Source organism: Winogradskyella alexanderae (assembly GCF_020166335.1).
GTDB lineage: Bacteria > Bacteroidota > Bacteroidia > Flavobacteriales > Flavobacteriaceae > Winogradskyella > Winogradskyella alexanderae.
In genome coordinates this window covers 42,970-54,051 of sequence record NZ_JAIUJR010000004.1, presented here as the reverse complement: position 1 = coordinate 54,051, position 11,082 = coordinate 42,970, and the positions used below count along the sequence as shown (strand labels likewise).

The window sequence follows — 11,082 nt, the reverse complement described above, 5'->3', positions numbered from 1 at the left end:
ATAGAAATATGTCAGAATATAAAGATTACAATTGGCGAAATGATGGCTTCTCTCACGCCCATAGCTATCTAATTCCTGCTCTAATTGACATGTTGCCAAATGACGGTTCGCCCATTTTGGATTTAGGCTGTGGCAATGGCGCTATAGCCAATTATCTTTTGGATCAAGGTTTTGATGTATACGGCATCGATGCTTCAGAAACGGGTATAGCATTAGCCAAGACAAAACACCCTGAACGTTTTTTTATACATGACGTATCAACAGATGCTTTACCAGAGCCATTACAAGAGATTCCCTTTAAAACCATAATTTCTACAGAAGTCATAGAACATTTATATAGTCCTAGAAAGTATATCCAATTCTGTAGTGATATCCTTATACAATCTGGCGGTGGCGCATTAATTATCTCTACACCCTATCATGGGTTTTTAAAGAATTTAGCTCTTTCCATTTTTAATGCGTGGGATTCTCATTTCACAGTGCTTTGGGATGGAGGCCATATTAAATTTTGGTCATATAAAACATTAGGGGTTCTATTGCGTGAATACGATTTTAAGTCACTAGCATTTAAAGGCTGCGGCCGTTTGCCATACCTTTGGAAATCCATGATAATAAAAGCTGAAATTTAAGCGTGAATCAAGTTGATTTATCTACATATCAAAATACGTTAAGCCGTCGTAACCAGATGGCACGCTTGCTTTGGACACTAGTATGGACACTATTGGCCCGACCACTGCCACGAAGCTTAGGTAAGGGTTGGAAACGGTTTTTGCTTCGCCTGTTTGGCGCCAAAATTCATAAAACTGCCCATGTGTATTCCTCGGTGCGTATCTATATGCCTTGGAACCTAGAAATGGCCGAATACTCATGTTTAGCACCAGAGGTAGATTGTTATAATGTCGCTAAAATTACTATTGGAGCGCACAGCACGGTGTCTCAAAAGACCTATTTATGCTCAGCGTCGCATGATATAACTAAAACTGATCAGCCTTTAATTCATAAACCCATAATTATTGACGATCAGGTTTGGGTAGGTGCCAATGCCTTTATTGGTATGGGCGTTACGCTTGGGCAAGGTGCTGTAGTAGGTGCTAGAGCGGCGGTGTTTAAGGACGTAGCCCCTTGGACCATTGTTGGAGGTAACCCTGCAAAGATTATTAAAAAGCGCGTTCTAAGCAATGGTTAGAATTTCTGTCACCGTAGTTGTACCCGTAAAAAATGAGGCCAAAAACCTGCCTGCTTGTTTAGATAAGCTAAAACCCTTTTCAGAGGTAATTGTAGTAGATTCCAACAGTACAGATAGCACCTCACGTATAGTGAAAGACTACAATTATAAGCTTGTCAATTTTAATTGGGATGGGAAATTCCCAAAAAAACGAAACTGGGTATTACAAAATGTGACCTTAAAAAATGATTGGATCCTTTTTTTGGATGCAGATGAGTATGTAACACCAGAATTTATTTCAGAAGTAAGAAATGCCATAACCAGACCATCCTATACTGGGTTTTGGCTATGTTACGATAATTTTTTTATGGGCAAGCAGATTAAATACGGGGACAAAATGCGTAAGCTCGCCCTGTTTAAAAAGAATTCTGGAGCCTATGAGTATATTGAAGAAGATAGTTGGAGCCACCTGGACATGGAAGTGCATGAGCATCCTATTATTGATGGTAAAGTTGGTAAGTTAAAAAACCCAATAATACACAAAGACTATAAAGGCCTAGAACACTATATACAACGCCATAATGCCTATTCTAGTTGGGAGGCCAATCGTTTTAAACAATTGAACAAAAAAGGGTTTAAGGGTCTAACGAAACGACAAAAACTGAAATACAAATTAATGCAATGGGGAGTTTTGCCGTTGTTTTATTTTATAGGGACCTATATATTAAAGTTAGGCTTTTTAGACGGAAAACAAGGGTACTATTTGGCTAAATATAAGGCCTATTATTTTTTTCAGATTCAGACAAAAATTAAAGAGTTAGGTCATTAGCTACAGATGCTCCCATTCAATTTTGTGAAAACTATGTAATGAAGGTATCGATTATAACAGCAACGTATAATAGTGAAAAGACCATAGAAAAGGCGCTAAGGTCTGTCCTAAACCAAACGCACGATAATATTGAATCCATTATTGTAGACGGCCAAAGTAGAGATGAAACTGAGGTTATAGTAAAGCACTTAATAACACAGTATCCTAGTCGTTCAATTCGATGGCATTCAGAGCAAGATGATGGTATTTATGATGCGCTTAACAAAGGTATAAATATGGCCAGTGGTGATGTCATTGGTTTTGTACATTCTGATGATTTGTTGGCTTCGCCCGATATCCTACAAAACATGGTGAATATTTTTGAAACTGAAAATTGCGATGGTGTCTATGGCGATTTAAAATATGTGCAGTTTAATGATCCTGAAAGAGTAGTGAGGTTTTGGAAGAGCCAGGCTTTTAAGTCAGGGTTATTAAAAAAAGGATGGATGCCGCCTCATCCCACTGTATTTTTGGGTCGTTCGGTTTATGAACGGTTAGGTGGTTTTGACACTACATTTAAAATTGCTGCGGATTATGACTTCCTACTGCGTTTGTTTTTAACGTCATCCTTCAGTATCCATTATATCCCTAAAACTATTACTTTGATGCGTCTGGGTGGAGTTAGTAACCGAAGTTTAAAGAGTATTTTAAATAAATCAAAAGAAGACTATAGGGCACTAAAGAAAAATAAAGTGGGTGGTCTGGGAGCCCTTCTGTTAAAAAACAGTTCAAAGTTGTCTCAATTTTGGAAACGGGATGAGAAATTTTGATGAGTTTATCATAGCTTTAGGTTGCTATTTAGTGTCCGTGAATTTTTGTTGCCATAAAAAATTTAATATCTTCACTTAAAAGAATTACGCTGCTATGATTCAAGATTTTCTGGAAGCTTTTGACCCTCGCTTTCATCCAGGATTTGTTATTACAATTGCTTTTCTTGTTTCCTTTTTTACGGCTTTATTGAGTTATCCTGCAATAATAAATGTGGCGAGTTCAAGAAATTTAGTTGATGGGGAAAACAAACGTAGCAGCCATAAGGGCAAAGTGACGCAGTTAGGAGGTGTAGGAATATATTTGGGTTTAGTATTGGTTATTACCACAATAGGTGCTGTCTTAGATACAACGTTGTTATTGTTATTATTGGGCGGCATGACCATCTTGTTTTTCTTAGGCCTTAAAGATGATTTGTATTTATTATCACCGCGGAAAAAGTTTATTGGGCAGGTTTTAGCGGCAGGCTTATTTATTCTGTTTGTAGATATGCGTATAAAAGGTCTTTCGGGTTTATTTGAAATTAATGTTATGCCCTATTGGCTTTCAGTGGCATTTACATTGTTTTTATACCTACTCATTATTAACGCTTATAATTTAATAGATGGTATTGACGGTCTAGCTGGAGGACTCGCTTTGGTTGGTTCTGTTGCCTTTGGTATCTATTTTTTGATGTCTAAAGACATGACCATGGTGGTTGTTGCAGCGGCCATGGTGGGCACATTGATGCCATTTTTAAGGAAAAATTTATCTAAGAGAAATAAAATGTTTATGGGCGATACAGGCTCTATGCTTATTGGTCTGGTTATGGCGGTTTTTACTGTAAGATTGATTTCGGTGTCAGAATTAGAGAAAGCCACTTTATTTTATAGATCGGCTCCTGCCTTAGCCTTAGCAGCTATTTTTCTGCCCTTGTTAGATACCTTACGCATTTTTATCATTAGAATTTTTATTCATAAGAAAAGCCCCTTTGTAGCAGATAAAAACCACATTCACCATCAGTTCTTAAATATGGGCTATTCCCATGCAAAGACGTCTTTAATTCTTGTTATTATAAATACGCTACTCATTGGACTATCTTTTGCTCTAAAGAGTCAACCTTTAAGCACCCAGCTTGGTATTATTTGTGCCGTAGGAAGTATGTCTTATATCTTACCATTTATGATAGGGCGTTATAGAGGTAGAAATCGCCATAAAGAAGTTGCATGATATATTGAGATTTGGAAAGGGATAAATTGTCAATCTTTATATATCTCTTATATTTGTTGAACAATTAGTTTTAAATGAAAAACCTTCTTTTAATGGTGCTTGTAGCCATAATTATAAACTCTTGCGCCTCTAAAAAAGATATCTTTTATATGCAGGATGCCGCTGATGTGGCCGAACAAACGGTGACTTATGTGTCCTCCAAAATTCAACCCAATGATATTTTAAAAATTACGGTAGAGAGTACCTTTCCAGAGGCTGCGCTTCCCTACAATCGAGTCTCAAGTCAAGGCCAAATCGTAAATAATATTCAGATCTTACAGCTCGACGGGTATTTAGTGTCTACTGAAAGTACTATAAGTTTTCCCGTTTTAGGCACAATAACAACAGCTAATAAAACTACCGAGGAACTGGAGGGACATATTGAGGAGCTTTTGGTCTCTGGAGGGCATCTCAACCAACCCACGGTCAATGTGCGTTTGCTTAATGCCAAAGTAACGATTTTGGGAGAAGTAAATAAACCAGGGACTTATAATTTTACCGAGCAAAATATTACGGTATTACAAGCCTTAGGTTATGCAGGCGATTTAACAATTAATGGTAGGCGAGACGATGTGTTGTTGACCCGTGAAGTTGGTGGCAATCGCCGTGTCACGCATTTAGACTTGACCTCAGCTGAGTTTATGAATGGTGAGTTTTATTTTATAAAGCCCAATGATGTCATTGTAGTGAACCAAAATAAACCTAAGGTCACCAGCTCAGGCTATATTAGTGATTTTGGTGTTATATTAACCATAGCCTCATTAGCGCTTAGTGTGGCCGTATTACTATCGAGATAAGCTATGGAACACTCAAAATTTAACCTGAACAATTTTATAGAGGACGATAGCATTGATATTAAACAAGAGGTGCGGCGCTACCTCAATTATTGGCCCTGGTTTATAGTCGCTGTTGTTGTGGCGCTTATTGCCGCTTACAGCTATTTGCGCTATGCGCCAAAAATCTATGAAACTACCGCTAAAATTAAAATTTTAGATGAGTCGGAAGGCCTGGAACTCCCAAGTTCTGCATTTGTATTTAACCGAAGCAATATCAACCTGGAGAATGAGATAGAGATATTAACCTCCTACATTATTTTAGAGCAGGTCGTTGATGAACTCAATTTAACGACTAAATTCTATGAGGAAGGCACTATACAAACCTCACCGCTATATGCCTTACCCTTTGAATTTGAACAACATATACAACCCGATAGTATTGTAGAATCGCGACCTTATCAAATTGATATTGAAGCTCAAGGTTTGGTCATTACCAATCTTAAAACGGAGCAAAGTTTTAGTTTTTCAGAGTATAGCACTTACACCAAAGCGCATCGCTTACCTTTTGATATTTTTTATAACCCAGAAACGGCAGAACAAGACCTTGTGGGCAAAAGGTACATTATTGCCTTTAACACCATTAAACAAACAGCATTAGGTCTTAAGTCTCAAATAGAGGTGGAGGCCATTGGAGAACAGAGCGACCTCTTAAAATTGACATTAAAGGGTGAGAGCAAAGAGCTATCGGAGGCTGTGCTCAATACCTTAGTTAAGGTTTTTAATAAAGATGGCATTCAAGATCGGCAGTTGGTGTCAGAGCGCACTATAGACTTTATAGACGGCCGTTTTTTATATTTAGCTCAAGAACTAGATTCTATAGAGATGAGTCGCCAAGATTTTAAACAAGACAATAATTTAGTGGATTTGGTGGCAGATGCGCAAATGGGTCTGGAGCAGCGCACTAAGTCTGATGAAGAGGTCTTTCAATTAGAAAACCAGTTGGCCTTGGCTGAGCTTCTAGAAGAGGCACTGAGCTCGGAGTCCGCATCAAACCTCTTACCTGCTAATATTGGTTTGGATAACGGCGGAATTAATGATTTAATTAATGATTATAATACGACGGTTTTAGAGCGCGATAAACTGGCGAGTGGCGCTGGTGAGAACAACCCTGCGGTACAATTGGCCAATGGAACGATTGCGGATCTGGGATTGAATATAAAACGGTCGTTGGCCTCTTATGTCAATCAATTAAAGGTCTCTTTAAAGCAATTAGAAGGCCGTAATTCGGCATTTGTAGGACAGGTGTCGCGTATACCTGAAAAAGAAAAGCTCCTGCGAGCCATAGAACGCCAACAAAAGATAAAAGAAAGCTTGTACTTGCTTTTGCTCCAAAAGCGCGAAGAGGCCGCCATTAATCTGGCCATTACCGAACCTTCCATAAAAGTGGTAGAAAATGCTTTAACAGGAGTTAAGCCTATATCGCCTAAGACTAGTATTATTTATGCAGGTGCCCTGTTAGCAGGGCTCTTATTGCCTTTTGGCATATTGTATATCATCTTTATGTTAGATACCAAACTGCATAGCAAGGAGGATATTTTAAACCTAACCTCAAATATTCCGGTACTTGCTGAGATTCCAGATTTAAAGAAAACTAATGACATTGTATTTACAGATCCTAATGATCGTTCGCCATTAGCAGAATCCTTTAGGATATTGAGCGCTAATGTAGATTTTATATTACCCGTGCAAAAGGAGTCAACAGGGCGTGTAATTTTTTGTACGTCTACCATAAAGGGAGAGGGGAAAACCTTAGTGAGTTTAAACCTATCCCTAGCTTTGTCTAGTATTAATAAAAAGGTGTTATTGATCGGTGCCGATTTAAGGAATCCACAAATCCATGCACATATTGCAGAGGATAAGCATAAACCAGGTTTGTCTAACTTTTTACATGAGAGCGATTTCGATTGGAAGACCTCTTTAATTAAGGGCTTTGACAAGCATCCTAACCACAATATTATCCTATCGGGTAGTATTCCCCCAAATCCGGCCAATTTACTTACTAATGGGCGTTTTAAGATGCTTATTGAAGAGGCTAAGGCTCTGTATGATTATATTATCGTAGATACAGCGCCTACCATATTGGTTACGGACACCATGCTTATTTCTCCATTGGCAGATGCTACTATTTATATTGCCAGAGCTAACTATACCGAAAAGCGTTTATTGGAGTTCTCTAAAGAATTGCACGAGGGCGGCAAGTTAAAGAATATGGCTTACGTGGTTAACAGCGTTGGTGCAAGCAAGTCTTATGGTTATGGCTACAATTATGGCTATAACTACGGCTATGGTAATAAGGCATAATAATATACTGTAATCTAACTGTCTTAGCACATGATATTTATCATAAATTTTGTGGGTTTTATAGGGTACTTTTAATAGTGAATTATAAAACCAATAGTCATGAGATATGTACCACCCATTTCCGAGATAATGACCAGAAATATCATTGCACTCAATAGAGATGATGATCTGGAAACAGCTGAGATGCTTTTTAAGCGAAATAAAATTAGACATATTCCTGTAGTACAAGAAGAGGTTATTATAGGTATGCTCAGCTACACGGACCTTTTAAGAATTAGCTTTGCAGACGCTGTATATGAAACAGAGGACGAAGTTGACACCTTAGTTTATAATATGTTTACGATTGAACAGGTGATGGTTAAAAATGTAGTAACCGTACCATCGACAGCGACTATTAAAGAAGTTGCCAAAATATTGGCTGAAAATGAATTTCATGCGTTGCCAGTTGTGGATGACGGACGTTTGGTTGGTATCGTTACCACTACAGATTTAATAAACTATCTCTTGAAACAATTATAAATAAAAAAGCGCCATTGGCGCTTTTTTTATGCGTTAGATAAGGATTTTAATCGTTTGATTGTCGCTGTAGGATTTTCGCTCTTAAAAACATGACTTCCAGCCACAAACGTATCTGCACCTGCTTCCACAAGTTTTTCGATATTCTTATCGGTAACACCACCATCAATTTCTATGCGTGTATTCAAACCTTGTCGGTCAATCATATTTCTAAGTTTCCGAATTCGGTTATAGGTTACATCTTCAAATTTTTGACCACCAAAACCAGGATTAATAGACATAAGAAGTATCATGTAACATTCTGGCAATATATCTTCTAAAACCGATACAGGAGTTGTAATATTGAGAACGATTCCAGCCTTACAACCAGCATCCTTTATCTGTCTTAAGGTTCTATGTAAATGAACGGTAGATTCGTAATGAACTGTAATAATATCTGCACCTACCTTGGCAAATTCTTCGATATAACGTTCTGGTTTTTCTATCATTAAATGAACGTCAAGTGGTTTGGTAGCATGTTTCTTTATGGCCTGAATTACTGGCATTCCATAAGAAATATTCGGTACAAAATGGCCGTCCATTACATCAATGTGAAACCAATCCGCTTCACTTTGGTTTACCATTTCGGTGTCACGTTGTAGGTTGCCAAAATCTGCGGCTAACATTGACGGTGCAATAAGGCATTTGCTCATTTGCTTTGTTTTAGAAAATTTGTGGTTAATTTAATAATTCCATCGGCTGGCAGATATTCTGCCTCTTTTATCCAATTGAAGTACAAATATAGTTTTTTCAGGTTGGCATATTTTTGAAAAACTTCAAATTTACCACTATTGTAATCGCTGAATATTCTGCCGTCAATAGTTATGTCCAAAAGTTTTATAATTGTAGAATGCCGTTTGTCTGAACGTATTTTTTTATACATCTGATTAATAACTCGATTCTCACCTTCTAGAATCTGAAAAAACTGCTTATTTCTAATTATTAAAATGCCCGTAATATTTTCTCTAATATTATTACAATTGACAGTTTCAATTAGTTCAGATATTTGATGCTTATTTAAATCTCTAGCAAAGTTACTTATGTAGCAAATGGCTTTCATATCTATTCTATGACTAGGGAATTCTAAATTAATAAAAAAAGTGAACCCACGGTAATCAGCCGTGGGTTCTTTCATCAATCAAAAAACGAACAGTTATGTTTTGTAACTGTTGTTACCTTTATTAGGTTGGTCGTTAAAGATACAAAATACTAACCTAAATACGTCTTTAATATTTTACTTCTCGAAGTATGTTTTAATCTTCTAATTGCTTTTTCTTTTATCTGTCTAACACGTTCACGAGTTAAATCAAAAGTTTCTCCAATTTCCTCAAGCGTCATTGGGTGCTGATTTCCTAAACCAAAATATAAACGAATTACATCGGCTTCTCTTGGTGTTAAGGTTTCAAGTGCACGCTCAATCTCAGTTCTCAAGGATTCATGTAATAATTCCTTATCAGGATTTGGTGATTCTCCACTTCTCAATACATCGTATAAATTAGAGTCTTCACCCTCTACCAAAGGGGCATCCATTGATACATGACGCCCAGAATTTTTCATAGATTCCTTAACATCATTAATAGTCATATCCAGTTCTTTTGCGATTTCCTCTGCAGAAGGCGGACGTTCATGACTTTGCTCTAAAAATGCAAACGTCTTATTTATCTTGTTGATAGAACCAATTTTATTAAGAGGCAATCGCACAATACGAGACTGCTCTGCCAGCGCCTGCAAAATGGATTGTCTAATCCACCAAACAGCGTAAGATATAAATTTAAAACCACGGGTTTCATCAAAACGTTGCGCTGCTTTAATAAGACCTAAATTACCTTCATTAATTAAATCTGGTAATGTTAAACCTTGGTTTTGGTATTGTTTTGCTACCGATACTACAAATCGAAGGTTAGCCTTTGTCAATTTTTCCAAAGCAATTTGATCTCCAGCTTTAATGCGCTGTGCCAATTCTACTTCTTCGTCTGCAGTAATAAGATCTACCTTACCAATTTCTTGTAAATATTTGTCTAATGAAGCGGTTTCCCTATTGGTAACCTGTTTAGTAATCTTAAGTTGTCTCATTTAGTTTTCTGATTTGTGCAATTTGTTCACAACAATAGGTTGCTTTATATTATACGTAATAACTTCACAAAATGTTACAAAATTTATAAATTATTTAATTATGAGACACAATTAATGGTTGCTTGGTCACTTAAAGACAGGGTTTCAGGTAATAGAAAATAGCTTAAATTTTAATAAGTTTCACAGTATCTAAGTTAATATCGCCAATAGTCTCATTAGTAAATTTATAGTGCCCTTTTTTTGTAATTATTCTAAACCTGTAGGATTTAATTTGACTTAGCGTATTTAAAAACAACCATTTCGATTTTAATAATCTTGGCTTCTGAGACTTTAAGCTTAAATCAAAAATGTGTTTTCTGCCTTCCTTTTCAGCGACGATATCAGGTGTTACGGCAATTTTACTTCCCTTTTTTAAGTAAGACTTAGGTGTTTCATAACCTTCGATATCTGCTTTAATGTTTGAGTATCCCAGGTTTTCGAGATAGGTAATTGATTGATTTAATTCTTCTTCGTATTTGCTTTTATCTTGTGTAATCATAGCAGAGAATATAAGCATTTATAAGGGAAATGTCAAGTTAGGCTTTTAATCATTGATTTCAATCCAATGTTTTGATATTTGGTTAGACCTATTTTGGTATTTTTATTTGAAATAAATGATAATTATCAGTGTTCGTTTGTATTCTGATACTTACATTTAGGATTGCTATTAATAACATACTAAAATATTTTGTCATGAAAACTTTTATGAGATTTGCCGTAGTAGTAATACTCGCACTAGGATTTATATCTTGCGATGAGCTAGATGAACTTACTGAAATTGATTTTGATACAACTCTAAGTGATGACTTGATGGTAACTATTCCAGCTGGGGAGGATTTGGTATTAAATGAAACAATGCTAATTAATATGGTCAACAGTGATACTCAAGACTATATGGATTTATTGCAGAATGTTAGAATTACCTCTTTCACTTACCAGTTGGTTAATTTTACAGGTGATGTCAATGGTACGGTTACAGGTAATTTTGAAGCAGATGGTGTTACTTTGGTTAGCCATAATAACATGGTTGTAAAGAGTGAGGTTGATGCCGGAACTATTTTTGAAGTTTCAGATGTATCCTTATTAAATTCTATTGCGTCTAAACTTAAAAGCGGAAACAATGTTTCTCTTGGTCTTTCAGGAACTTCAACTTGTGAAGAAGCTATGACTTTCACAATTGTAGTTACCATTGAATTAGACATAACTGCAGACGTACTATAACCACGTAA

General features: G+C 36.6%; 13 protein-coding genes. 9 read left to right on the top strand and 4 right to left on the bottom strand.

Annotated elements, in window-relative coordinates:
• The first annotated feature begins 8 nt into the window (after window positions 1-8).
• From LBU54_RS07575 to LBU54_RS07540, 8 genes are all read left to right on the top strand, one after another.
• Complete coding sequence (locus tag LBU54_RS07575) at window positions 9-629, top strand: class I SAM-dependent methyltransferase (RefSeq protein ID WP_224527963.1); 621 nt, start codon at window positions 9-11, stop codon at window positions 627-629.
• A gap of 56 nt (window positions 630-685) precedes the next feature.
• Complete coding sequence (locus LBU54_RS07570; protein WP_224527961.1) at window positions 686-1,186, top strand: LbetaH domain-containing protein; 501 nt, start codon at window positions 686-688, stop codon at window positions 1,184-1,186.
• Entirely contained in the window at window positions 1,179-1,994 is an 816-nt protein-coding gene (locus LBU54_RS07565; protein WP_224527959.1) for a glycosyltransferase family 2 protein, read from the top strand. The genes LBU54_RS07570 and LBU54_RS07565 overlap by 8 nt, the downstream gene beginning before the upstream one ends.
• Before the next feature lie 38 nt (window positions 1,995-2,032).
• Window positions 2,033-2,803 (top strand): glycosyltransferase family 2 protein, encoded by a 771-nt coding sequence (locus LBU54_RS07560; RefSeq protein ID WP_224527957.1) that lies wholly within the window; start codon window positions 2,033-2,035, stop codon window positions 2,801-2,803.
• Between the two features lie 94 nt (window positions 2,804-2,897).
• Window positions 2,898-4,010 carry a glycosyltransferase family 4 protein gene (locus LBU54_RS07555; RefSeq protein WP_224527955.1) on the top strand — a complete coding sequence of 371 codons (1,113 nt, stop codon included), beginning with the start codon at window positions 2,898-2,900 and terminating at the stop codon, window positions 4,008-4,010.
• A 74-nt stretch (window positions 4,011-4,084) separates the two neighbouring features.
• Window positions 4,085-4,846, top strand: a complete 762-nt coding sequence (locus LBU54_RS07550) for a polysaccharide biosynthesis/export family protein (RefSeq protein ID WP_224527952.1) — start codon at window positions 4,085-4,087, stop codon at window positions 4,844-4,846.
• 3 nt (window positions 4,847-4,849) lie between these two features.
• Complete coding sequence (locus LBU54_RS07545; protein ID WP_224527949.1) at window positions 4,850-7,186, top strand: GumC family protein; 2,337 nt, start codon at window positions 4,850-4,852, stop codon at window positions 7,184-7,186.
• 99 nt (window positions 7,187-7,285) lie between these two features.
• Entirely contained in the window at window positions 7,286-7,705 is a 420-nt protein-coding gene (locus tag LBU54_RS07540) for a CBS domain-containing protein (RefSeq protein ID WP_224527947.1), read from the top strand.
• 26 nt (window positions 7,706-7,731) lie between these two features.
• Here LBU54_RS07540 and rpe read toward each other — a convergent pair whose 3' ends face one another.
• From rpe to LBU54_RS07520, 4 genes are all read right to left on the bottom strand, one after another.
• The gene (gene rpe, locus LBU54_RS07535) at window positions 7,732-8,394 is read right to left on the bottom strand and encodes a ribulose-phosphate 3-epimerase (RefSeq protein ID WP_224527945.1); all 663 of its coding nucleotides are present in this window, start codon (window positions 8,392-8,394) and stop codon (window positions 7,732-7,734) included.
• Complete coding sequence (locus LBU54_RS07530; protein ID WP_224527943.1) at window positions 8,391-8,876, bottom strand: BLUF domain-containing protein; 486 nt, start codon at window positions 8,874-8,876, stop codon at window positions 8,391-8,393. Before LBU54_RS07530 ends, rpe begins: the two co-directional genes overlap by 4 nt.
• A gap of 74 nt (window positions 8,877-8,950) precedes the next feature.
• The gene (locus LBU54_RS07525) at window positions 8,951-9,814 is read right to left on the bottom strand and encodes a sigma-70 family RNA polymerase sigma factor (protein WP_114300575.1); all 864 of its coding nucleotides are present in this window, start codon (window positions 9,812-9,814) and stop codon (window positions 8,951-8,953) included.
• A 163-nt stretch (window positions 9,815-9,977) separates the two neighbouring features.
• Complete coding sequence (locus LBU54_RS07520) at window positions 9,978-10,352, bottom strand: hypothetical protein (protein ID WP_224527942.1); 375 nt, start codon at window positions 10,350-10,352, stop codon at window positions 9,978-9,980.
• 194 nt (window positions 10,353-10,546) lie between these two features.
• Between LBU54_RS07520 and LBU54_RS07515 the strand changes: the two genes are divergently transcribed.
• Window positions 10,547-11,074 (top strand): hypothetical protein, encoded by a 528-nt coding sequence (locus tag LBU54_RS07515; protein ID WP_224527941.1) that lies wholly within the window; start codon window positions 10,547-10,549, stop codon window positions 11,072-11,074.
• The last annotated feature ends 8 nt before the right edge of the window (window positions 11,075-11,082 follow it).

Coding starts and splice junctions, on each gene's coding strand:
- LBU54_RS07575 (WP_224527963.1), top strand. CDS start 9: ATGTCAGAATATAAAGATTACAATTGGCGAAATGATGGCTTCTCTCAC.
- LBU54_RS07570 (WP_224527961.1), top strand. CDS start 686: ATGGCACGCTTGCTTTGGACACTAGTATGGACACTATTGGCCCGACCA.
- LBU54_RS07565 (WP_224527959.1), top strand. CDS start 1,179: ATGGTTAGAATTTCTGTCACCGTAGTTGTACCCGTAAAAAATGAGGCC.
- LBU54_RS07560 (WP_224527957.1), top strand. CDS start 2,033: ATGAAGGTATCGATTATAACAGCAACGTATAATAGTGAAAAGACCATA.
- LBU54_RS07555 (WP_224527955.1), top strand. CDS start 2,898: ATGATTCAAGATTTTCTGGAAGCTTTTGACCCTCGCTTTCATCCAGGA.
- LBU54_RS07550 (WP_224527952.1), top strand. CDS start 4,085: ATGAAAAACCTTCTTTTAATGGTGCTTGTAGCCATAATTATAAACTCT.
- LBU54_RS07545 (WP_224527949.1), top strand. CDS start 4,850: ATGGAACACTCAAAATTTAACCTGAACAATTTTATAGAGGACGATAGC.
- LBU54_RS07540 (WP_224527947.1), top strand. CDS start 7,286: ATGAGATATGTACCACCCATTTCCGAGATAATGACCAGAAATATCATT.
- rpe (WP_224527945.1), bottom strand. CDS start 8,394: ATGAGCAAATGCCTTATTGCACCGTCAATGTTAGCCGCAGATTTTGGC.
- LBU54_RS07530 (WP_224527943.1), bottom strand. CDS start 8,876: ATGAAAGAACCCACGGCTGATTACCGTGGGTTCACTTTTTTTATTAAT.
- LBU54_RS07525 (WP_114300575.1), bottom strand. CDS start 9,814: ATGAGACAACTTAAGATTACTAAACAGGTTACCAATAGGGAAACCGCT.
- LBU54_RS07520 (WP_224527942.1), bottom strand. CDS start 10,352: ATGATTACACAAGATAAAAGCAAATACGAAGAAGAATTAAATCAATCA.
- LBU54_RS07515 (WP_224527941.1), top strand. CDS start 10,547: ATGAAAACTTTTATGAGATTTGCCGTAGTAGTAATACTCGCACTAGGA.